The sequence below is a fragment of the Arthrobacter sp. 35W genome (assembly GCF_000482545.1).
Lineage (GTDB): Bacteria > Actinomycetota > Actinomycetes > Actinomycetales > Micrococcaceae > Specibacter.
The window spans coordinates 1,783,798-1,804,507 of record NZ_KI519454.1 but is presented as its reverse complement, the minus strand read 5'-3'; the positions used below and the strand labels follow the sequence as shown (position 1 = coordinate 1,804,507).

Below are 20,710 nucleotides of genomic sequence, written 5' to 3'. Positions count from 1 at the left end.
CTTGCGGCCGATGATCGGGCCGCGAATTCTATTTCTGCCTCGTGTAGAAGAAGTAGCCTTGACAGCTTACTTCAGGACGTAGATGACCAAGAACAGGCCGATCCACACAACATCGACAAAGTGCCAGTAGTAGGACGTGACGATCGCGCTGGTGGCCTCGAAGTGTCCAAACTTCTTGGCAGCGTAGCCGCGGCCGATGATCAGCAGGAAGGCAATCAGACCGCCGATCACGTGCAGACCATGGAAGCCCGTGGTCATGTAGAACGCCGAGCCATAGGCGTTGGAGTTCAGCGTGACGTGCTCGGACGTCAGCATGGCGTATTCCGTGGACTGGCCGGCAACGAAGATGGCGCCCAGGACGAAGGTCAGGAGGAACCACTCGTTCATTCCCCAGCGGGAGAATGTCAGGAGGCCGCCGGTGCGGCGGGGCTGGAGTCGTTCGGCGGCGAAGACACCCATCTGGCAGCTGAAGGAGCTGGAGACCAGAATGATGGTGTTCACCAGGGCGAACGGGAACGCCAGCTTGGCTGATTCCTCGCTCCACAAGCCGCTCGAGGTGGAGCGGAGGGTGAAGTACATGGCAAAAAGGCCGGCAAAGAACATCAGCTCGCTGGAAAGCCACACTACGGTTCCTACAGAAACCATGTTGGGGCGGTTCAGCGTGGGATGCGCCGGGGTACTGGGGGCATGAGTCGCAGTTGTCACATAGACATTATGTCTATAAAAGCGGCCAGCGCCCAATGCAAAATGCCGTTCGGGCGATCTTTTTCTACAAAGCCGCGAATTTCCGCGGAATCCCCAGCCTCATCCCAGCTTCCTGTGCTTCACATGGCTGGGGGCCGCCGATTCACATTCGGATGAACCGGCACCGGATCGATAGCATCATAGGGTGAATCTTTCGCCAGCATCTCCGGCCGCAACGCCCACCTGGCCCAACCTGTTGAGTTCGCTCATTGCAGGAACGGACCTCTCCTCTGCCGATACGGCGTGGGCGATGAACACGATCATGGCCGGCGAGGCCACGGATGTCCAGATCGCCGCCTTCCTGGTGGCGCTGCGCGCCAAGGGCGAGACGGTGGCGGAGGTCGGCGGATTGGCGCAGGCCATGCTGGAGAACGCTCGGCCGCTGGCCATCGAGGGCGACTCCCTGGACATCGTGGGCACCGGTGGCGACAGGCTCAACACCGTCAACATCTCCACCATGGCGGCATTGGTCTGCGCCGGGGCGGGGACCCGGGTGGTCAAGCATGGCAACCGTGCGTCGTCGTCCGCCGCCGGCTCCGCCGATGTGCTTGAGGCGCTCGGTGTGAGGCTGGACCTGCCGCTGGACGTCGTGGCCAGCGCCGCGACCGAGGTCGGGATCACGTTCTGCTTCGCCAACCTCTTCCACCCCTCGATGCGCTTTGCGGCGGTGGCGCGGCGTGAGATGGCCGTCCCGACGGCGTTCAACTTCCTGGGTCCGCTGACGAATCCCGCGCACGTGGCCGCCTCGGCCATTGGTGTGGCCAATGCGCGCATGGCACCGCTGATGGCCGGCGTTTTGGCGGCCCGCGGCGTGCGCGCCCTGGTGTTCCGCGGCAGCGACGGCCTCGATGAGCTGACCACCACCGGCCCCTCCACGATCTGGGAGGTCCGCGGCGGCTCCGTGGCCGAGTCCCAGTTCGATCCGAAGGACATCGGCATCCCGCGTGCCACCATCGCGGACCTGCGCGGCGAGAACGCAGCCTACAACGCCGAGGTGGTGCGCCGCGTGCTGGATGGCGAACAGGGCCACATCCGCGACGCCGTCGTACTCAATGCCGCGGCCGGGCTGGTTGCCGCCGCCCCGACGGCGGACGGCCCGCTCGTCGAGCGGCTGCGCGCGGCCGCCGTGACGGCCGGTGCCGCGATCGACAGCGGTGCGGCCAAGGCCGTGCTGGACGCCTGGGTGGCGCATTCCACCGCGAAGCAGCCTCAGCCGTAGGGCTGGGCACCCACAGCTTCCCAGGCAGGACATCCCAGACATGACAGAGCCCCCGGCCACATCGGCCGGGGGCTCTGTCATTCTCTTATGCTGCGTGGGTCGCTGCGCTCACGCAAACACCAGCCAGCCGACGGCGATGGCGAGGGCAACGATGCCGAGCGGAAGGCTGGGCATGACCGACTCCTTGCGGCGGACGTGGAGTCCGACGGCGGCGACCATGGTCACGAAGAGGCCGAGGGCTGCGAGCGGGGTGAGCCAGGGGGCGATGCCCGTTGCGGCCGGCAGCACCATGCCGATGGCGCCGAGCACCTCCACGGCGCCGATGGACTTCAGCTGCGGCGGTGTCACCGTCTCGACCCACGCCATCTTCTCGCGGATCTGGCCGTAGGGCGTGATGACTTTCATGGTGCCAGCCATGGCGAACATGGCGGCGAAGACTATGGTGGCAATCCAAAGGGCGATGATCATGGGGATTCCTGACGAGTGGGTTCCGAAAAGTGCGTATTGCTAGTTCCTATCAGTGCGTAACGCACGATTCTGCTAGCATATTCCGCAAGGGCACCCGCACTTCTCCCTCCGTTACGCACCTTTAGGTGCCTATAAAGGAGGTGCAGCGTAGACGTGGGGTGAACCGTTGAAAGGAACCCAGATGACATCCGATCCCACGCCGGCACACGACGCTGCGTTCATCCGCCCGCATGGTGAGCATGACGGCGCCCAGATGTGCAGCACCGACAACCCCGCAAGCCGGGTGATCCGCGAGGTTCTCGCGCGCGTTGGTGACAAGTGGAGTCTGCTGGTGATTGGGCTGCTCCACGACGGCCCCCGCCGGTTCACTGCCATACAGCGCAGCATCGACGGAATCTCGCACCGCATGCTCACCCAGACGCTGCGCAGCCTTGAACGCGACGGACTCGTCTCACGCAAGAGCTATGACGAGATCCCGCCCCGCGTCGAATACGCCGCGACGCCGCTTGGCCGCTCGCTGTCGGAACCGGTGATCACCCTGGTGGGCTGGGCGGCGGACAACCAACGCGCCATCCTTGACGCACGGGCCACGTACGATGGGCCGGACGTCTAGAGCCGGCCCCCGCCGGACAGGAAAAAGCCCGGATCCGCACGTGCGGATCCGGGCTCTGTGCTGTGTGGAGGGCTAGGGCAGAGCCGCTGCGCCGGCGACGGCGGAGCGCACCAGGGCCTCATCTGTGATGTGGTACGCCGGATCGTCCGAGGCGCCCACGGAGGTGCGGGCCTCGCCTTGATGGTGGCGGACTGCCTTGGCAGAGAGGTGGACGTCCTTCAGTCCAGCCGCGCTGAAGGCGGGGAAGTCGGCAATGTCGACGCCGCCGCCGGCCATGATGGACAGCCGGCCACTGGCGGCCTTGACCATGGCACCGAGCCGGTCCACGCCGTCGCCGGCCCGCAGCGCACCGCCGGAGGACAGGATCCGGCCGAAGCCGAGCCCGGCCAATGTCGAGACGGCGGCCAGGGCGTCGTCGTCGTCCAGATGGTCGATGGCGCGGTGGAAGGTGGTGTGCAGGCCGTTGGCCTCCGCTAGGAGCCGTTCGACGACGGCGGTGTCCAGGGCGCCGTCGGCCGTCAAGGCGCCGATGACGACGCCCGTGGCGCCGGAGCGGGCCACGGAACGGATTTCGCGGGCCATCAGCTCCACAGCATCTCTGTCATAGACGTAGTCGCCGGGCCGGGGGCGGATCAGCACATGCACCGGCAGACCGGGCGCAGCCTCCAGCACGCTGTCCAGCAGGCCGCCGGAGGGCGTCAGGCCACCCAGCTGGAGGGCACAGCACAGCTCGACGCGGTCGGCGCCCAGGCTCTGGGCAAGGCGTGCCCCCTGGGCATCCTGGACGGCAATCTCCAGCTGCATGCCAGGCCTAGTGGTCAAAGCCGAGGGAGAACGCAGCGTCGATGTCGTGTTTGGAATAGGCGCGGAAGGAGATCTGCGTGGTGGTGGACACGATGCCCGGAACCTTGGAGAGCTTGTCCGCGATGACGTCGGCAAGATCCTCGTGCTTTGCCACCCGGGCCACGGCAATCAGATCCCATTCGCCCGTCACCGAATACACCTCGCTGATGCCCACGAGCTCGGAGATTTCCTGCGCGGACTCCGGAATCCGTGAGGCGTCGGTCTTGATCAGGACAAATGCGGTGATCACGGTGGAATCCTTTGCGTGGGGCTCTGGTCCGGCGGTGCGGACGGTGGGAGGCAGATTTATTTCTTCGACCCTAGCCTACGGGTGGGTGGGCGGAGCTTTGTGTCGCACGCCGCCGCAGACGCAGCACCAGCAGGGCCAGCGCGCGGTGTCCGAGCAGGAAGGCACCCAGCACCGCAGTGGCCACGAGAATGAACGGCAGCGCCGCCGTCGTGCCGCTCGCCACGCGCAGAATCAGGCCGGCGACGACGGTGATGATCCAGATGAGGACGCCGTTGGGCCACAGGCGCAGCGGTGCCCGCCAGTTGCGGCTGGCCAGCCACGCCAGGGCAAGTCCGGCCAGGAACGGCCAGGCGGTTCCAGCGATGCCGGCCACCGTCAGATCCTCCGCGTGGCTGCTGCGGCCGGAGGCGGCGAAGGCCACCACCAGGACCACATCCGCAATCAGGGCGTAGGCGGCAAGGGCGGGGGTGCTGGGCTTTTGTACATGGCTCACAGGACCAGTTTAGTGCCGGACGCGCGCCCCACCGTCCGTCCCGCCCGCCGTCGAACGAGCAGTTCGGGACAGCAATGCGGCCCAACACTGTCCTGTGCTGTTTGTTCGGTTCCACGGGGGCTACCCTCGAGGTGGGTGCCGCGGCGCCCACCCCCATCACGCATCGACAAAGGAGTTGGCATCCATGAAGGCACCCACCGCATGTTTGTGGTTCGACACCCAGGCCGAGGAGGCCGCCGAGTTCTACGTCGCCCTCTTTGACGACTCACGCATCCACAATGTGTCCCGCTACCCCGAAGAGGTCCCCGGAACGCCGGGCAAGGCACTCGTGGTCGACTTTGAGATCGGCGGCCGCCCGTTCAACGCCCTCAACGGCGGACCGCAGTTCACCTTCACCGAGGCCGTGTCGTTCATCATCGAGTGCGCCGACCAGGCGGAGCTGGACAAGTACTGGGATGCCTTGACCGCGGATGGCGAGGAAAGCATGTGCGGCTGGCTGAAGGACAAGTACGGACTGTCGTGGCAGCTGGTGCCGTCTGTGATGGGCTCGCTCCTGGGCGGGCCGGACCCGGAAGCCTCCGGGCGGGCCATGCAGGCCATGCTGGGCATGAAGAGGCTGGACATCGCGGGCCTCCAGGCGGCGTACGACGGCGTGTAGCCGCCCGCCGTCGTCGTCCATTCCACAGCAGGCGAGGGCACACAGCCCTTTCCACCGCCACGCCTATTGCGCTGTCGGGGGCCGCTGTTAGCATGACCGTTGGTGGCACCCCCACCCATCCAACCAGCCAGGAGAATACGTCATGACCACACGCCTGAACCCTTACCTCGGCTTCCGCACCACCGCCCGCGACGCCATGGAATTCTACAAGTCCGTCTTCGGCGGCGAGCTCACCATCAGCACCTTCGGCGACTACCACGCCAGCGAGGATCCCGCTGAGCAGAACCTCGTGATGCACTCCCAGTTGGAGACGCCGGCCGGGCTGACCCTGATGGGCGCCGACACGCCCGCCGCCATGTCCTACAACCCAGGTGACAACATCACCGTCTCGCTCAGCGGTGAGGACGAGGCGGAACTTCGCGGCTATTGGGAGAAGATCTCCGACGGCGGCGAGGTCTCTGTACCGCTGGAGAAGGCGCCGTGGGGCGACACCTTCGGCATGTGCAAGGACAAGTTCGGCATCGGCTGGCTGGTCAACATCGCCGGCGAGCAGCCCGGGCAGTAGCAGTCTGAGCAACTGAAGGATGCGGCCCCGCCGGAACTCCGGCGGGGCCACATCCTTCAGGCACCCAGCGGAGCCCGCGGGTGCAGAATGGTCATGTCAGCAGTTCCGCCACCCTGGAAGGACCGCCATGAAACGCAAGATGCAGTGGAAAGACCTGAGCCCGCGCAAGCAGCGGATGGTTGCCGTGGCGGGGGTGGTGGAACTCGTGGCTCTGGCGGTGTCGATGGTTGACCTGGTGCGCCGGCCTGCCACGGAGGTCAACGGCAACAAGGGGCTGTGGGGCGCGGTCCTGTTCATCAATCCCATTGGGCCCATCTGCTATTGGTTGTTCGGACGGCGGCGTCCGGGCGGAGCCCAGCATGGCTAGGCGCCGCGGCCCGGCCGGGGGCCGGATGTGACGGCGCCGCTGGGGGGACGGGTTGCGTTGGTGGCTGGGGCCACGCGCGGAGCCGGGCGGGGCACGGCTGTCGCGCTGGGCGAGGCAGGCGCCACGGTCTACTGCACGGGCCGGAGCACCCGGGGCCGGAGATCGGAGTACGACAGGCCGGAGACCATTGAGGAGACGGCCGAGCTGGTCACGGCCGCAGGGGGAGCCGGCATCGCCGTCGCCGTCGACCATCTGGATCCGCACGCCGTCGAGGCGCTCATCCAACGGATCGACGCCGAACAGGGCCGGCTGGACCTGCTGGTCAACGACATCTGGGGCGGCGAGAACCTCATCGAGTGGGACGTACCGCTCTGGGAGCACGATCTGGCCGGCGGGCTGCGGATGCTTCGCCTGGGCATCGAGACCCACCTGACCACCAGCCACTTCGCCCTCAAGCTCCTGACGCGGACCCCGGGCGGCCTGGTGGTCGAGATGACCGACGGCACCCGCGAGTACAACGCCTCCCACTACCGGCTGTCGGTCTTCTACGATCTGGCCAAAACCGCCGCCCTGCGCCTGGCGTTCACCCAGGGGCATGAACTCGCCAAGGTTGGCGGCACGGCCGTGGCCCTCACGCCCGGCTGGATGAGGTCGGAGATGATGCTGGAACATTTTGGGGTCACCGAGGAGAACTGGCGCGACGCAGCGGCCGTCCAACCGCACTTCGCCGCCATCTCGGAATCGCCGCGCTTCGTGGGACGGGCCGTTGCCGCGCTGGCGGCGGACCCCGAGGTCCACCGCCGCAACGCCGGTTCCTTCTCCAGTGGCGGGCTGGCCAAGGACTACGGCTTCACGGACGTGGACGGATCCCAACCGGATTGCTGGCGCTACATGGCCGAGATCCAGGACCTTGGCCTGCCCCCGGATCCCGCCGGCTACCGCTGACGCCTGCTTGGCGCATTCAGCGGGGGCCAGCGTCAGATGGTGATGACAGCCTTGCCGAGCGTCCGTCCGGCGTGGACGTCGTCGATGGCCTCGGCCGCCGCGGCCAGCGGGTAGGTCTTGTCGACGGCAGGTGTGAGCTTGCCGGCGTCGATCAGCTCCCGCAGGTCCGCGAGGTCCTGGGTTGATTCGGAGGACATGAGCGCACGCAGCCTCTGCCCGGTGGCCAGGGAGGCCAGGCCGCTGCCGAGCTGGCGCTGGAAGCCGCCCAGCCAGCGCCCGCCGCCTTCGCCGCCAACAATGGCCAGCGTCCCCTGCGGTGCCAGAATCCTCCGCAGGCGCGAGAGTGGGTTGTTGCCGGCGGTGTCGAGGATGACGTCGTAGATCCGGCCATCGGCGGCGAAGTCGTCAGTAGTGCGGTCAATGACGTGGTCGGCGCCAAGGGTGCGCACCAACTCCACCTTGGCCGTGCTGGCGACGCCCGTCACCTCGGCGCCCATGGCCTTGGCGATCTGCACGGCAAAGGATCCGACGCCGCCCCCGGCGCCGAGGACCAGCACCTTGTGTCCGGACTTGAGGCCGCCGACGTCGCGCAGCCCGTGGAGTGCCGCGCAGCCGGAGACGGGCACCGCAGCCGCCTGCTCAAAGCTGAGGCCTGCGGGCTTCGGCGCGAGCTTCCCGGCGGTGGTGATCGCATACTCCGCGAACGTCCCGTTCAAGGAGGTTCCGAACACGTCGTCGCCCTCGCGGAACTGGGTCACGTTGGCACCGACGGCGGCCACGGTGCCAGCCAGATCCAGCCCGCGGACGCGGACCTTGGGGCGGCGGAGCCCGAATCCAAGCAGGCGCACCAGGTAGGGCTTCCCCGCCATCAGATGCCAGACGCCGGCATCGACTCCTGCCGCGCGTACCCGCACGAGGACGTCGTCGGCACCGACCGCCGGCTTCTCGACGTCGTCGAGACGGAGCACCATCGATTCTCCGTAGCTGTCCTGAATGATCGCCTTCATTGTCATGCCTCTTTGGTGGTGGGGTATTGGAATACTTCGTCGAGCGCCACACCAAACACGTGGGCGATCTGGAACGCCATTTCAAGCGAGGGGGAGTACTTGCCCTGTTCGATGGCGATGATGGTCTGGCGGGTGACGCCCGTGCGCTCGGCCAGCTCGGCCTGGGTCATCTCGCCGTGGTCAAAGCGCAGGCGGCGGATCTGGTTGGTGACGCGGGTGGCCTTCACCATGTCGGCAGGCCTCCCCGGTAGGCAGCCAGTTTGGCGATGGAGCTGAGGATGGCCGAGAGGACGAACGCCAGGTACACGGCGTTGGCAATCCAGAAATAGGGGAGTTCCAGCATGGCCATGGCCAGTGCCGCCACGGCGCCGATGACCACGAAGGACTGCCCCACGGTTTCACCGAAGCGGTAGATCTCCCTGTCGCGTTGGTCCTTGCGGGCGGCGCCCTTCGGGGAGCCGATGCCGGCAAAGGTGTTCAGCACGATTGCCGCTACGATGGCGCCGCCGATGCTCCAGAGCATGGCGGGAATGTAGTGGACCTCGGCCAGCGCCGTCCCCGAGGCCTGGCCCAGAACGACGGCGAGATAGACGGCATAGGCGCCGACCGTGACCACGAGCATGACCCACGCGCTCTTCTCTTCGGATGACATCTGGACTCCCACGTCGACGAACCATGTAAAAGAAACCTTACATTTTCAATGTAAAGCCGAGCAGACTTGGTGTCAATGATGTTTTACATCGAATGTTGCCGCCAGGTGTACAAGGGCGTGTCGCGCACGGGACACGCCGCCATTGGCGGGAAACATGGCGGCAGCTATTGCCTGCCGGGGTCCTGTCGCGGAGACTGGGGGCGGATCCACGGGAAGAGCGAATCTCCCGATCCAGCCCGCCGGACACCACGGCCGGCCAGAGCCCCATCAGAGAATGCCGGGCACCCCATGAACCACCATTTCCTCCCAGGCGCTGCATGCCCTTCCCGGCATCCACGGCCCATGACCCTGACGACGTCGGCATTCCCGGCAGACCACCAATGGAGACCATGATGATCAAGCACCATTCCGACCTTGTTCTTGAAGTCACCGCCCACGACGCCCACACCCTCGAGAGCGACCTCAACACCGCCGAAGAAATTGTCCGAACCGGTGCCATGCGCGAGCGCCGGCACGGCATCCTGGTCACCCAGCACAGCTACACCACCTACATGGTTGCCGTCAGCCGCGACGTCCCCTTTGGCGAGACCCATGAGCGGCGAGTCACTCAGGAGCGCGCCTAGACCGCCCCTTGGCCCAAGGCGCGCTAGAGGCGCCGTTCCACCGGGATGGTGTCCCTCCACTGCCTGGACCAGGGGCCGTGGGCGATCTGGGCAATGCGTTCCCTGCGGCCGATCCGCCGGAAGCCGGCCTTGTCGCGCAGGGCCGGGCTGGGAGTGTTTTCGGCGCAGGTCCGCTCGAGGGCACCCTAGCCGTCGGGTGCCATTTCCCGGATGCCGCCTGTCACAGGGCCAGGATGCTTGCGCAGACGCTCTCTAATGCGCCGGGGACCAGGGAGTAGTAGGCCCAGGTTCCGCGCTTCTCCCGTGACAGCAGCCCGGCGTCGACCAGAATCTTCAAATGGTGGGACACTGTGGGCTGGCCAAGGTCAAGCGGTTCGGTCAGATCGCAGACGCAGGCTGCGCCGGAGGGCTCGGCCTTGACGATGGAGAGCAGCCGCAGCCGGTTCGGATCGGCCAGGGCCTTGAAGACTATGGCCCTGCGCTTCGCCTCGCTGGCACCCAGCGCCGGCGGCACCGCCGGGGCGCAGCGGCTGTCATCCGGGACCGTCTCGACTGCAGGCAGTGCGTTCATACACCCATTATGCCCGAATATCGACCACCATCAATGTATGCGCCCTGTGGGTGTCCGGCCCCGGCCGGCCTCCATGGGCCGGCCCGGGGTCTATGAACCGGTCGATTCCAGGGTGCGCGGACGTGCGGCGCCGCCCGCGGCGCGCGACGCCGGCGGGAACAGGAGGGTGAGGAGGCCCAGTCCCACGGCGGCGCCGATCAGCTGGGCGAGTATGAAGGGAGGGGCGGAGGCAGGTGCGATGCCGGCGAACGTGTCGCTGAAGATGCGGCCGACCGTGACGGCGGGGTTCGCGAACGACGTCGAGGACGTGAACCAGTAGGCGGCGCCGATGTAGGCGCCCACTGCCGGGGCCGCGAGGGTGCCCCGGTTGGTGGCTGCGAGGGAGAAGATCAGCACTATCAGCCCTGCCGTGGCGACGACCTCGCCCAGCAGGTGCCCGCCGGTGGCGCGGTCGGTCCCCGAGATGGAGGTGCCCACGTCAAACATGGCGTTCGCGAGAACGCTGCCACCGATTGCACCCACAGTCTGCGCCGCCACGTAGGCGCCGAGGTCGCGAAGGGTCGGCCCGGAGCTGCTGCGCCGGCCCAGGATCCAGTCGACGGCCGAGACCACCGGGTTGAAGTGCGCGCCGCTCACGGGTCCGAAGATCAGGATCAGCACCGTCAATCCCAGCACCGTTGCCGTGCTGTTCTGCAGCAGTTGCAGGCCAACGTCGTGGGGGGAGAGCTGCTGTGCGGCGATTCCTGAGCCGACGACGATGGAAACAAGCAGGGCGGTGCCGATCAGTTCTGCGACGGCGCGGCGCCACAAGGGCGGCTGGAATGAAGTCATGGGCACCAGCTTGACGGATGAATTTACCTCAGTCAAGATTGAGGCAATGAATACTGAGCAAACCAACGCCCTTCAGGTGCGGGCCGCCAAGCATGCCGCCCTTGCGGATCCTGCACGGCTGCGCATCGTGGACCTGCTGACCCTCGGGGATCTGTCCCCGACGGAGCTGCAGTCCGAACTCGGCATGTCCTCCAATCTGCTCTCCCACCATCTGCGCACGCTGGAGGATGCCAGGCTGGCAACCCGCCACCGCTCGGAAGCCGACAAGCGCCGCAGCTACATCCACCTCGCCTCCGGCGCACTGGATGGGCTGGTGCCCGGTCAAGAGCAGGGAGTGCGCCGCGTCCTGTTCGTCTGCACGCGCAACAGCGCCCGCTCGCAACTGGCCGCAGCCCTCTGGCAGCGGGCCAGCGACATCCCCGTGTCGTCGGCCGGAACGCACCCCGCGCCGCGCATCGCCCAAGGTGCCATCGATGTCGCCCGCCTCCACGGCCTCGAGCTGGCCGATCTGGCGCCCCGCCGGTTGGACGACGTGGCCGGGGAGGCGGATCTTCTTGTCACCGTGTGCGACAACGCCCACGAGGAGCTCCCTGGCCTGCACGGCATCCACTGGTCCATCCCGGAAACACCGAGGAGGCCTTCGAGGAGGCCTATGCCGACATCGCCCTCCGGGTTGACGACCTCGCCACCCGCCTCCACGCCGCCTGAAACCGCACATGCCCCGGGCTAAATATTGACAGTCATCAATGTACTGGTCAATACTCCATATATTGATAGACATCAATATTCAGGCCGTGCGGCAAGGGTGCGGGCTCCACGTCCCAACCAGACCGAATCCCACCACCCCACCGATTCCAGGAGAACCCCATGAACACCACCGGAACCGCCAAGAAGCCCTCCGTCCTGTTTGTCTGCGTCCACAATGCCGGCCGCTCCCAGATGGCCGCCGCCTACCTCACCGCCCTCTCCAACGGGGCCATCGAGGTCCGCTCCGCCGGCTCCGCCCCGGCCGATTCGGTCAACCCCGCCGCCGTGGCAGCCATGGCCGAGGAGGGCATCGACATGTCCGCCGAGATCCCCAAGGTCCTCACCGTTGAGGCCGTCAAGGAGTCCGACGTCGTCATCACCATGGGCTGCGGCGACACCTGCCCGATCTTCCCCGGCAAGCGCTACGAGGATTGGGAGCTCGAAGACCCGGCCGGCCAGGGTGTGGAGTCGGTGCGCCCGATCCGCGACGAGATCAAGGCCCGCATCCAGGCGCTTATTGCCGATCTGGTCCCTGCCACCAACTAGCCCCACCGGCGAAGGAAAACCACCATGACTGAACAGCTCATCATCGTCGGCTCCGGCCCCGCCGGCTACACCGCCGCCATCTACGCCGCCCGCGCCGGCCTGGCCCCGACCGTCATCGCCGGCGCCGTGGACGCCGGGGGTGCCTTGATGAACACCACCGAGGTGGAAAACTTCCCGGGATTCCCCACCGGCATCCAGGGTCCGGACCTCATGGAAGGGCTGCAGCAGCAGGCCGAACGCTTCGGCGCCAAGGTCATCTTCGACGACGTCGTGCAGGCCCACCTCACCGGCCACCTCAAGTCCGTCACGACCGGCGCCGGGGACAGGTACGAAGCCCCGGCCGTCATCCTGGCCACCGGCTCCGCCTACAAGGAGCTGGGTCTGGCCGAGGAGAAGAAGTTCAGCGGCCACGGCATCTCCTGGTGCGCGACTTGCGACGGGTTCTTCTTCCGCGACCAGGACATCATCGTCGTCGGCGGGGGCGACTCGGCCATGGAGGAGGCAACGTTCCTGACCCGGTTCGCCAAATCCGTCACCGTGGTCGTGCGCCGCGGCGAGCTGCGCGCCTCCAAGATCATGGCCCAGCGCGCCAAGGACAACCCCAAGATCCGCTTTGCCTACAACACGGCGGTCACTGCCATCCACGGCGAGACCAAGGTGACAGGTGTAACCGTCACGGACACGGCCACCGGGGCGGCCCGGGAGCTGGAGGCCACCGGCATCTTCGTCGCCATTGGACATGTGCCCCGCACCGGCCTGGTTGCCGGCCAGATCGACCTGGACGGAGACGGCTACATCGTGGTCGACGCCCCGACCACGGTGACCAACCTTTCCGGCGTGTTTGCCTGCGGAGACGCGGTGGACCACCGCTACCGGCAGGCCATCACCGCCGCCGGCACCGGCTGCGCCGCGGCCCTGGACGCCGAGCGCTACCTGGCCGCTCTGGCGGATGCCGACAGCATCGCCACCGCCTTGGTGGAAGAACCCACGCACTCCTGAGAACCACGGCGGATGACAGTGGACAACCCAAGGACATGACGACCATGACGGAACAGCACATGACGGAACGACGCAACGACCTCCCGGTCGCGGTCATCGGCGCCGGCCCCGTTGGCCTGGCCACGGCCGCCCATCTCATCGAACGCGGCCTCACACCCCTCATCTTCGAAAAGGGCGACGACGTTGGCGCGGCCATCCGGCAGTGGGGACACATCCGGCTGTTCTCCCCATGGCGGCACAACATCGACCCCGCCTCCCGGCGCCTCCTCGAACCCACCGGTTGGGTTGAACCGCGCCTGACATCCCTTCCCTATGGGCACGAGCTCGTGGAGCAGTACCTTGAACCGCTGGCCGCCATCACGGCCATCAAGACGGTCCTGCACACCTCCTCCACCGTCACCGCCGTCAGCCGCATGGGCATGGACAAGACCCACTCCATCGGCCGCGACGAACGACCCTTCCTGGTCCGCGTCCGCACCGCCGACGGCGCCGCCACGGACCACCTGGTGCGTGCGGTCATCGACACCTCCGGCACCTGGTCCCAGCCGAACCCGCTCGGCCAGGCCGGCCTGCCCGCCCCCGGCGAGGCAGAAGCGGCGGCTGCAGGGTTCATCACCGGGCCGCTGCCCGACGTCACCGGGGCGGACCGCGCCCGATTTGCCGGCAGACACGTCCTGGTCATCGGTGCCGGCCACTCCGCGGCCAACACCCTGCTCGCGCTGGGCCAGCTGGCCAAGAACGAGCCCGGCACCCGGGTCAGCTGGGCCGTCCGCGGAGCCGACACCAGCCGCCTCTATGGCGGCGGGGACCTCGACGGTCTGCCCGCCCGGGGCCAGCTCGGCGCCCGGTTGCGCCAGCTCGTCGAGGACGGGCACATCGAGCTGTACACCTCCTTCACGACCACCGCCTTCACCACCGGTGATTCACTTCTCGTTACCGGCGACACTCCGAACGGGCCCGTGACCCTGAACGTGGACCTGCTGATCCCCGCCACCGGGTTCCGCCCGGACCTGGGCATCCTGCGCGAGCTCCGGCTGGACCTTGACCCGGCGGTTGAGGCTCCCCGGGAGCTCGGCCCCATGATCGATCCGGAGTTCCACTCTTGCGGCACCGTCCCTGCCCACGGAGCCAAGGTGCTCGCCCACCCGGAGAAGGGCTTCTACCTTGCCGGCATGAAGTCCTACGGCCGCGCCCCGACGTTCCTGCTGGCCACCGGCTACGAGCAGGTCCGCTCCATCGCCGCCGCCCTGGCCGGCGACGAGAAGGCGGCCGACGCCGTCCACTTGGAGCTGCCCGAAACCGGCGTCTGCACCACCGATCTAGGTGGCAGCTGCGACGCCCCGACCGCTACTGCCGTTGGTTCCGAAGATGCTGCCGATTCCTGTTGCGCCGCCCCCGGGCCGGTGCTGATCGGATTCCCCACAGGACTTGCCCACGGCCGCTCCGGCACCCTCACCGACTAACCACCGCGCCTAGGAAAGGCACCGCAACCATGACCACCACACCAGGCGTCCTCTTTGTCTGCTCCAAGAACGGCGGCAAGTCCCAAATGGCCGGCGGGCTCATGCGCCACACGGCAGGCGAGGCGATCACCGTCCGCACCGCTGGCACCAAGCCGGGCAAGAGCCTCAATGCGGAGTCCGTCGAAGCCCTGACCGAGCTGGGCATCGACACCACTGTCGAGCACACCAAGCCCATCACCGCCGACCTGCTGGCCGGCGTCTCCCTGATCATCACCCTCGGCCGGGAGGCCGTCGTCGACCCCGTGCCGGGGATTGAGATCCGCAACTGGGACACCGATGAACCCTCCGAACGAGGCATCGGCGGGATGGAGCGGATGCGGCTCGTCCGTGACGACATCCAGGCGCGGGTCCGGGAACTGGCCGCCGAGCTCAAGGCAGCCACCGCCTGAAAACCATGGATCGGACAGCACCAACCTGGCCGGCGGGCACGGAGGACCCTCTCGATGCGTACCCAGCCACCTCGGGGCTAGTCGGGCCTGCGGATCATGCCCAGGCTGACGGTTTGCTGTCCGGGGTCGGGGGTGCATCCGGCGCAGCAGCCATCCGCAGTCGGACCCGCCTGCGCGCCTGCATCCGCACCCGTGGGGGGAATGGTGCAGCACACATCGCCCTTCCAGGCGTTGATGCCCTCGCGTACTGCAATCACTGCGATGACAAGGGCCGCGATCGGGTCGGCCCACGACCAGCCCAGGGTGCTGTTGAGCACCAGCCCTGCCAGCAGCACTGCGGAGAGGTATGTGCACAGCAGGGTCTGCTTGGAATCGGCGACGGCCGTCCGGGAGCCGAGCTCGCGCCCGGCCCGGCGCTGGGCCCAAGAGAGCACCGGCATGATTGCCAGGCTCAGGGCCGCAATGACAATGCCGGGGACGGAGTGCTGCGCTTCGCTGCCGCCGGCCAGGGAGCGGACGGCGTCGACGGCGACGAAGGCCGCCAGGGCGAAGAAGGACACCGCGATGATCCGCAGCGTGAGGTGCTCGCGCTTCTCGGGGTCCTTGGCGGAGAACTGCCAGGACAGGGCGACGGCGGAGGCCACCTCAATCACGGAGTCCAGCCCGAAGCCGATCAGTGCTGATGAATCCGCGGCCCCACCGGCCCACAGTGCCGCGACGGCTTCGATGACGTTGTAGGTGATCGTGGCCGCGGCGAACAGGCGGATGCGGCGGTTCAGAATCTCCCGGCGGCCCATGGTTGGTTCCACCGGCCCAGGCAGGTTGGTGGCGGCCATCAGCAGCACCCCTCGTCGGCGGCGGAGGCGCAGTATTGCGGATCCACGGCCAGGACAACCTGCAGGAGGTCTGCCAGGGCGTGTCCGATCTTCGCATCGGCCAGCTCGTACCTGGTCCGCCGGCCCTCGGGGACGGCGATGACGAGGCCGCACCCGCGCAGGCAGGCGAGGTTGTTCGACAGGTTCTGGCGGCTGATGCCCAGGGCGTCGGCCAGCTCGGAGGGGTAGGCCGGAGCGTCGCGGAGCGTCAGCAGGATGCGTGCCCGCTTGGGATCCGAGAGGGCGTGGCCGAACCGGCCCAGTACAGCCGAGTGGGTAATGGTTTCCATAGGCCAAAATATACACGATTTTGTGTATTCAGAAGATGATGAATCCCCAAGGGTATCTGGTTCAGACGGCGGGGGCGCGTTCCCGGCGGGTGGCCAGGGGCAGGAACCGCACCAGGAGGACCATGCCGAGGAGTTCGACGAAGGTCTGGGTGACCACGACCAGGGCGGCCAGGGCCAACGGCGCCGGCAGCGCCAGGGCCAGCGGCAGCACCACGAGGGAATTGCGGGTCGCACCGCTGAAGACCACAGCGCGGGTGGCGGCACCATCTAGGTCTGCCGGTTTGGCCGCGAGCAGTCCCAGTGGGACCATCACCAGCAGAAACGTTGCAAAGAGCGGAACGACGGCCAGCAGTGTGCCGAGTTCCTCGCCGACTCCCACGACCGCACGGCCCTCGCGTAGAGCGGCAGCCCGAGGAATAGGTTGATGGCACGCTCCAACGGCCCGGCGGAGCCGGGTGCCAGGATTCCGACTGCCCCGCCGGCAAGGATGACTGCCAGGTAGAGGCCGATCTGCCGGTGTTCCATCCACGCCACGAGGTTCTGGGTCTTGACCGTCTCCATGCTAGGCGGGCTGGCCTTGCCTCAATGAATGGTGGGGATTCCCGACGCCGGGGAGAATGTAGACATGGACTTTGAACTGCGCACCATCTCCGGATGCCCCAACACCACCCCGGCCGCCGGGCTGTTTGCCCGAGCCCTGGGTCTGGAGGGTGCCGACCCCGCAGCGCTGGCAATCCGGGAAGTCGTGACTGATGAAGGCGCCGCTTCCCTGGGCTTCCACGGGTCGCCCACCTTCACCATTGACGGAGCGGATCTGTTTCCGGTGGCCACCGCCCCTGCAATGACCTGCCGCGTCTATCCGACGCCGCAGGGCCTGGGCGGGCTGCCCACCCTTGAGTCCCTGCGCGGCGCCGTCCGCGCCGCACTCGCCCGCAGCGCCCGCACTGTCTGAACCGGCCGGCGGCACCTGATGGATGTGCAGCGGCAGGAGATCATCGCCGGATACGAACGCGCCGCCCGCGAACTGGACTCACATCTGCAGGGTGCCACGCCGGCTGCACTGCGGCGCGGGAGCAAGGGCACCAAGTGGACCAACGAGGAACTGCTCTTCCACATGGTCTTCGGCTACATGGTGGTCAGGGCCCTGCTGCCCTTGGTGAAGATCGTCGGCCGGCTCCCGCGGCCCTGGGGCAGGGCATTTGCCCGCGCCCTGAACGCCGCCACCGGGCCCTTCGACGTCGTCAACTATTGGGGCTCGCGCTGGGCCTGCATGGTCTTCAACCGGAACCGGATGGCCAGGAAGCTGGAAAGGACCACTGGGACGCTGGCCAGGCGCCTGGCCCGGGAGGCGCCGTCGTCCCTGGCTCTTGAGATGGACTTCCCCACACGCTGGGATCCCTTCTTTGCAGAGACGATGTCCTTGGTTGACGTCTACGCGTACCCCACGCTCCATTTCGACTTCCACGCCCGGCAGCTCAGCCTCGAAAACGACTGACCCGAATACTTAACGTGCATACCTGCGCACATATGAACTACTCTGGCGGAAGAAGACCGTTGGAGGAGGATGCGCATGCTGGCTGTGCTTCGGGTTCCGGTCTACCGGAGGCTGTTCGCCGCCCAGGTGGTGGCGCTGCTGGGCACCGGGCTGCTGACTGTGGCCCTGGCGCTGCTGGCGTTCGATCTGGCCGGAGAGAAGTCCGGCGCCGTCCTGGGCACGGCGCTGGCGATCAAGATGGTCGCCTATGTGGTCGTGGCTCCCGTCATGGCGGCGCTGGTGGAGCATCTTCCGCGCAAATCGGTGATGGTGGGCGCGGATCTGGTGCGCGCCGCGATCGCCATATCGCTTCCGTTCATTGACCAGACTTGGCAGATCTATCTGCTGGTGTTCATTCTGCAATCAGCCTCCGCGACCTTCACCCCCACGTTCCAATCGCTGATCCCAGCCATTCTTCCGATGGAACGGGACTACACCCGTGCACTGTCGCTGTCGCGCCTGGCCTACGACCTTGAATCCCTCGCCAGCCCGGTCCTGGCCGCCGCCTTGTTGACGGTGGTTTCCTTCCATGGCTTGTTTCTGGGCACCGCCGCCGGGTTCCTCGCCTCCGCGGTCCTCGTCGCTGCCACCCGGCTGCCGCAGCTGCCCCCGCCGGCACGGGCGGGGTCGTTCCTGCACCGCACCACGGTGGGGGTGCGGCTCTTCGCGCGGGAAGAGCCGCTGCGCGGACTGCTGGCGCTGGACCTGGTGGCCGCCGCCGGAACCGCACTGGTCATGGTCAACACCGTGGTGTTGGTCCGGGACCGGTTCGCCGGGAGCACCACGGATGTGGCGGTGGTGCTGGCCTGCTACGGTGCCGGTTCTATGCTTGCGGCCCTGGCCATGCCGCGCATACTGGGCCGTTTCACGGACCGGGCGGCCATGCTGGGCGGCGGAGCCGTCCTAGCGGGGGCTGTTTTCGCGGCCGCGGCGGTGGCCGCCGGATCCGGCGGATGGCCAGCCCTGCTGTTGGTGTGGGGAGTGCTGGGCATGGGGACGTCGCTGGTCAACACGCCGTCGTCCCGGCTGCTGCGGCGCGCCTCCACCGATGCAAACCGCCAGCACCTTTTCACCGCGCAGTTTTCACTGTCGCACGCCTGCTACCTGCTGACCTACCCCATCGCCGGATGGGTGGGGGCGCAGGCCGGCCAGCCGGTGGCCGCCGTCGTGCTGGCCGTCGTGGCTACACTGGGAACCGCAGCCGCCCTGAGGTTGTGGCCCCGCCAGGCGCCGGTTCCTGAACCGGCGCCGTCTCTGCCCTCCGGAAAGTGAGCCCCTGTGAGCGAACCACTGCACAGCCCAGCCGGAGCAAGCCTCGTCCACCCCGGCGAGCCGGACGCTCCCCGGCGGGATGCGGCGGCGGCGGTGTTCCGGATGCTGGCTGATCCGACCCGCCTGCACATCCTCTGGCTGCTGACCCAGGGGCCGTCCGACGTCGGATCCCTGGCTGGGAGGACTGGTGCCAACCGGGCTGCCGTGAGCCAGCATCTGGCCAAGCTCCGGCTGAGCTCCCTCGTCTCCGCACGCAAGGACGGGCGCCGCGTGGTCTACAGCATCAGTGACGGGCATCTGTCGCGATTGGTTGCCGAGGGTTTCAACCACGCGGACCATCTGGTCACGGGCGAACCGCTCCACGGATAGGCAGCCCGGCTTCGGCGCGGTGGGCCTTGCCGATAGGCTGGTGGGCCTGCCGCGACTACGAAAGCATGTATTCAGATGACCTCCACACCACCCGTCAAGCGCGATCCGGCCAAGACCGCCCGCCTGCTCTTCTGGGCCCTGTTGGCCGTTCTCGCCGGGGCCATGGTGGTCTGGTACTTCGTCTTCGCCGCGGGCAAGGCGGCACCGGAGGCGGCTGTGCCCGCGGGAGGGGCCCAGCTGGTGCGGGAGGACAGCCACCGCCTCACCAGCCCCGCTGCCGAGAAGGCGCAGCTGGTCGAGTTCCTCGATTTCGAATGCGAATCCTGTGCCGAGGTGCAGCCGTTTGTTGACGAGCTCAAGGCGGAGTTCGGCGACAGGATCACGTTCGTGGCCCGCTACTTCCCGCTGCCGGGCCACGCCAACTCGACGACGGCGGCCGTGGCCGTGGAGGCGTCCGCCCAGCAGGGCATGTACCAGCAGATGTACCAGAAGATGTTTGACACGCAGGCCCAGTGGGGCGAACAGCAGGTGTCCCAGGCTGCGCTGTTCCGCAGCTACGCGCAGGAACTGGGGCTCGACATGGCCGCCTACGATGCCGCCGTGGCAGACGAGAAGACCAAGGAGCGGATCCGCACGGACATTGCCGACGGCACCGCACTCGGCGTGACAGGCACGCCGACGTTCTTCCTTCAGGGGCAGAAGCTGGCGTTGACCACCCGGGACGCGTTCCGGCAGGCGCTGGCGGAGGCCGCCAAGTAGCGCCCGGGGCATTCAACGAGGAAAGGGTGGCTGCGGGAATCCCGCGGCCACCCTTATTCCTATTCGGCGATGTCTTCGGCCCAGAGTTCGGCGTTCTCCCGCTGGAAGGTGTGCATCATCTCGACGCAGCGTTCGTCGTCGAGCACCACCACCTCCACGCCGCGGGAGCGCAGCAGTTCAAACTCACCGGCGAAGGTGCGGGCCTCGCCCACCACCACGCGGGGGATCTTGAACTGGATGATGGTCCCCGTGCACATCGCACACGGCGCCAGGGTGGTGTAGAGCGTGGTGTCCCGGTAGCTGCGCTGGCGTCCGGCGGCGCGCAGGGCGGACATCTCGCCGTGGGCAATGGGATCGCCCTGCTGGACGCGTTCGTTGTGGCCGACGGCGATGACCTCCCCGCCGCGGGCCAGAGCGGCGCCGATGGGGATGCCGCCCTGGGAGAGGCTCTCCTGGGCCGCGCGGTACGCCGCCTCGAATGCTGGATCGCTCATGGGGATCTTCCTTTCCTCGATGGGCACAGGCTACCCCTCCCGGCCGCCGCCAGGCCTCAAGCGC

The 20,710-nt window shown here is 67.4% G+C and carries 29 protein-coding genes and 2 pseudogenes; 17 read left to right on the top strand and 14 right to left on the bottom strand.

The features are described from left to right. Nucleotides 1-66: 66 nt before the first annotated feature. Nucleotides 67-705 carry an aa3-type cytochrome oxidase subunit III gene (gene ctaE, locus K254_RS0107915; protein WP_196810895.1) on the bottom strand — a complete coding sequence of 213 codons (639 nt, stop codon included), beginning with the start codon at nucleotides 703-705 and terminating at the stop codon, nucleotides 67-69. A gap of 184 nt (nucleotides 706-889) precedes the next feature. Here ctaE and trpD point away from each other — a divergent pair, with 184 nt between their 5' ends. Beyond that, complete coding sequence (trpD, locus tag K254_RS0107910) at nucleotides 890-1,963, top strand: anthranilate phosphoribosyltransferase (RefSeq protein ID WP_026554908.1); 1,074 nt, start codon at nucleotides 890-892, stop codon at nucleotides 1,961-1,963. 108 nt (nucleotides 1,964-2,071) lie between these two features. Here the strand turns inward: trpD and K254_RS0107905 are convergent, their stop codons facing one another. Further along, nucleotides 2,072-2,431, bottom strand: a complete 360-nt coding sequence (locus tag K254_RS0107905) for a DoxX family protein (RefSeq protein ID WP_026554907.1) — start codon at nucleotides 2,429-2,431, stop codon at nucleotides 2,072-2,074. 181 nt (nucleotides 2,432-2,612) lie between these two features. Here K254_RS0107905 and K254_RS0107900 point away from each other — a divergent pair, with 181 nt between their 5' ends. Then, nucleotides 2,613-3,044, top strand: a complete 432-nt coding sequence (locus K254_RS0107900) for a winged helix-turn-helix transcriptional regulator (protein WP_231391785.1) — start codon at nucleotides 2,613-2,615, stop codon at nucleotides 3,042-3,044. Nucleotides 3,045-3,116: 72 nt separating this feature from the next. Here the strand turns inward: K254_RS0107900 and K254_RS22385 are convergent, their stop codons facing one another. From K254_RS22385 to K254_RS22380, 3 genes are all read right to left on the bottom strand, one after another. Continuing rightward, nucleotides 3,117-3,848 (bottom strand): copper homeostasis protein CutC, encoded by a 732-nt coding sequence (locus tag K254_RS22385; RefSeq protein WP_035749124.1) that lies wholly within the window; start codon nucleotides 3,846-3,848, stop codon nucleotides 3,117-3,119. 7 nt (nucleotides 3,849-3,855) lie between these two features. Then, nucleotides 3,856-4,137 (bottom strand): Lrp/AsnC family transcriptional regulator, encoded by a 282-nt coding sequence (locus tag K254_RS0107890; RefSeq protein WP_026554905.1) that lies wholly within the window; start codon nucleotides 4,135-4,137, stop codon nucleotides 3,856-3,858. 70 nt (nucleotides 4,138-4,207) lie between these two features. Then, nucleotides 4,208-4,630 carry a DUF3054 domain-containing protein gene (locus K254_RS22380; protein ID WP_035749122.1) on the bottom strand — a complete coding sequence of 141 codons (423 nt, stop codon included), beginning with the start codon at nucleotides 4,628-4,630 and terminating at the stop codon, nucleotides 4,208-4,210. A gap of 184 nt (nucleotides 4,631-4,814) precedes the next feature. Here K254_RS22380 and K254_RS0107880 point away from each other — a divergent pair, with 184 nt between their 5' ends. The 4 genes from K254_RS0107880 (at nucleotide 4,815) to K254_RS0107865 (ending at nucleotide 7,165) form a co-directional block, all read left to right on the top strand. Then, entirely contained in the window at nucleotides 4,815-5,288 is a 474-nt protein-coding gene (locus K254_RS0107880) for a VOC family protein (protein WP_026554904.1), read from the top strand. 142 nt (nucleotides 5,289-5,430) lie between these two features. Beyond that, nucleotides 5,431-5,853 carry a VOC family protein gene (locus K254_RS0107875; protein ID WP_026554903.1) on the top strand — a complete coding sequence of 141 codons (423 nt, stop codon included), beginning with the start codon at nucleotides 5,431-5,433 and terminating at the stop codon, nucleotides 5,851-5,853. Nucleotides 5,854-5,980: 127 nt separating this feature from the next. Further along, entirely contained in the window at nucleotides 5,981-6,220 is a 240-nt protein-coding gene (locus tag K254_RS0107870) for a PLD nuclease N-terminal domain-containing protein (protein ID WP_026554902.1), read from the top strand. 27 nt (nucleotides 6,221-6,247) lie between these two features. Further along, nucleotides 6,248-7,165: an SDR family oxidoreductase gene (locus K254_RS0107865; protein ID WP_026554901.1), complete on the top strand. Its 918-nt coding sequence runs from the start codon at nucleotides 6,248-6,250 to the stop codon at nucleotides 7,163-7,165. 32 nt (nucleotides 7,166-7,197) lie between these two features. Here the strand turns inward: K254_RS0107865 and K254_RS0107860 are convergent, their stop codons facing one another. The 3 genes from K254_RS0107860 to K254_RS0107850 are packed head-to-tail and all read right to left on the bottom strand — an operon-like array spanning nucleotide 7,198 to nucleotide 8,824. Next, nucleotides 7,198-8,172 carry an NAD(P)-dependent alcohol dehydrogenase gene (locus K254_RS0107860; RefSeq protein WP_026554900.1) on the bottom strand — a complete coding sequence of 325 codons (975 nt, stop codon included), beginning with the start codon at nucleotides 8,170-8,172 and terminating at the stop codon, nucleotides 7,198-7,200. A gap of 2 nt (nucleotides 8,173-8,174) precedes the next feature. Beyond that, complete coding sequence (locus K254_RS0107855; RefSeq protein WP_026554899.1) at nucleotides 8,175-8,402, bottom strand: helix-turn-helix transcriptional regulator; 228 nt, start codon at nucleotides 8,400-8,402, stop codon at nucleotides 8,175-8,177. Next, nucleotides 8,396-8,824, bottom strand: coding sequence for a hypothetical protein (locus K254_RS0107850; RefSeq protein WP_051389156.1), 429 nt, complete (start codon nucleotides 8,822-8,824; stop codon nucleotides 8,396-8,398). The genes K254_RS0107855 and K254_RS0107850 overlap by 7 nt, the downstream gene beginning before the upstream one ends. Nucleotides 8,825-9,141: 317 nt before the next feature. Here K254_RS0107850 and K254_RS22375 point away from each other — a divergent pair, with 317 nt between their 5' ends. Beyond that, on the top strand, nucleotides 9,142-9,447 hold the full coding sequence (locus K254_RS22375) for a hypothetical protein (protein ID WP_155848475.1): 306 nt from the start codon (nucleotides 9,142-9,144) through the stop codon (nucleotides 9,445-9,447). Between the two features lie 220 nt (nucleotides 9,448-9,667). On the opposite strand, the gene K254_RS0107840 is transcribed toward K254_RS22375, so the two are convergent. Beyond that, nucleotides 9,668-10,018: an ArsR/SmtB family transcription factor gene (locus K254_RS0107840; RefSeq protein WP_026554897.1), complete on the bottom strand. Its 351-nt coding sequence runs from the start codon at nucleotides 10,016-10,018 to the stop codon at nucleotides 9,668-9,670. 90 nt (nucleotides 10,019-10,108) lie between these two features. Continuing rightward, nucleotides 10,109-10,849 carry an aquaporin gene (locus K254_RS22370; RefSeq protein ID WP_051388969.1) on the bottom strand — a complete coding sequence of 247 codons (741 nt, stop codon included), beginning with the start codon at nucleotides 10,847-10,849 and terminating at the stop codon, nucleotides 10,109-10,111. A 46-nt stretch (nucleotides 10,850-10,895) separates the two neighbouring features. Between K254_RS22370 and K254_RS22365 the strand changes: the two are divergent. From K254_RS22365 to K254_RS0107810, 5 genes and pseudogenes are all read left to right on the top strand, one after another. Beyond that, nucleotides 10,896-11,557: pseudogene (locus K254_RS22365) on the top strand (arsenate reductase/protein-tyrosine-phosphatase family protein). Nucleotides 11,558-11,716: 159 nt separating this feature from the next. Then, nucleotides 11,717-12,142, top strand: a complete 426-nt coding sequence (locus K254_RS0107825) for an arsenate reductase ArsC (RefSeq protein ID WP_026554896.1) — start codon at nucleotides 11,717-11,719, stop codon at nucleotides 12,140-12,142. A gap of 24 nt (nucleotides 12,143-12,166) precedes the next feature. After that, on the top strand, nucleotides 12,167-13,141 hold the full coding sequence (gene trxB / locus K254_RS0107820) for a thioredoxin-disulfide reductase (protein WP_026554895.1): 975 nt from the start codon (nucleotides 12,167-12,169) through the stop codon (nucleotides 13,139-13,141). A 44-nt stretch (nucleotides 13,142-13,185) separates the two neighbouring features. Further along, nucleotides 13,186-14,604, top strand: coding sequence for an FAD-dependent oxidoreductase (locus K254_RS0107815; RefSeq protein ID WP_231391783.1), 1,419 nt, complete (start codon nucleotides 13,186-13,188; stop codon nucleotides 14,602-14,604). A 29-nt stretch (nucleotides 14,605-14,633) separates the two neighbouring features. After that, complete coding sequence (locus tag K254_RS0107810) at nucleotides 14,634-15,053, top strand: arsenate-mycothiol transferase ArsC (RefSeq protein ID WP_026554893.1); 420 nt, start codon at nucleotides 14,634-14,636, stop codon at nucleotides 15,051-15,053. Nucleotides 15,054-15,130: 77 nt separating this feature from the next. On the opposite strand, the gene K254_RS0107805 is transcribed toward K254_RS0107810, so the two are convergent. The 3 genes and pseudogenes from K254_RS0107805 to K254_RS26140 all read right to left on the bottom strand — a co-directional run. Continuing rightward, nucleotides 15,131-15,889: a cation diffusion facilitator family transporter gene (locus tag K254_RS0107805; protein WP_051389155.1), complete on the bottom strand. Its 759-nt coding sequence runs from the start codon at nucleotides 15,887-15,889 to the stop codon at nucleotides 15,131-15,133. Further along, nucleotides 15,889-16,218 (bottom strand): ArsR/SmtB family transcription factor, encoded by a 330-nt coding sequence (locus K254_RS0107800; RefSeq protein ID WP_026554891.1) that lies wholly within the window; start codon nucleotides 16,216-16,218, stop codon nucleotides 15,889-15,891. Before K254_RS0107800 ends, K254_RS0107805 begins: the two co-directional genes overlap by 1 nt. Nucleotides 16,219-16,279: 61 nt before the next feature. Beyond that, nucleotides 16,280-16,600 (bottom strand): annotated as a pseudogene (locus tag K254_RS26140) (arsenic resistance protein); the annotation flags it as partial. Nucleotides 16,601-16,807: 207 nt separating this feature from the next. On the opposite strand from K254_RS26140, the gene K254_RS0107790 reads away from it, so the two are divergent. From K254_RS0107790 to K254_RS0107770, 5 genes are all read left to right on the top strand, one after another. Then, on the top strand, nucleotides 16,808-17,170 hold the full coding sequence (locus K254_RS0107790) for a hypothetical protein (protein WP_231391782.1): 363 nt from the start codon (nucleotides 16,808-16,810) through the stop codon (nucleotides 17,168-17,170). 18 nt (nucleotides 17,171-17,188) lie between these two features. Then, nucleotides 17,189-17,713: a DinB family protein gene (locus K254_RS0107785; RefSeq protein WP_026554889.1), complete on the top strand. Its 525-nt coding sequence runs from the start codon at nucleotides 17,189-17,191 to the stop codon at nucleotides 17,711-17,713. 75 nt (nucleotides 17,714-17,788) lie between these two features. Beyond that, nucleotides 17,789-19,024, top strand: coding sequence for an MFS transporter (locus tag K254_RS0107780; RefSeq protein ID WP_026554888.1), 1,236 nt, complete (start codon nucleotides 17,789-17,791; stop codon nucleotides 19,022-19,024). 6 nt (nucleotides 19,025-19,030) lie between these two features. Continuing rightward, entirely contained in the window at nucleotides 19,031-19,393 is a 363-nt protein-coding gene (locus tag K254_RS0107775) for an ArsR/SmtB family transcription factor (protein ID WP_026554887.1), read from the top strand. A 75-nt stretch (nucleotides 19,394-19,468) separates the two neighbouring features. Further along, nucleotides 19,469-20,152 (top strand): DsbA family protein, encoded by a 684-nt coding sequence (locus K254_RS0107770; RefSeq protein ID WP_026554886.1) that lies wholly within the window; start codon nucleotides 19,469-19,471, stop codon nucleotides 20,150-20,152. A gap of 59 nt (nucleotides 20,153-20,211) precedes the next feature. Here the strand turns inward: K254_RS0107770 and K254_RS0107765 are convergent, their stop codons facing one another. After that, entirely contained in the window at nucleotides 20,212-20,646 is a 435-nt protein-coding gene (locus K254_RS0107765; protein WP_026554885.1) for a nucleoside deaminase, read from the bottom strand. Nucleotides 20,647-20,710: the final 64 nt, after the last annotated feature.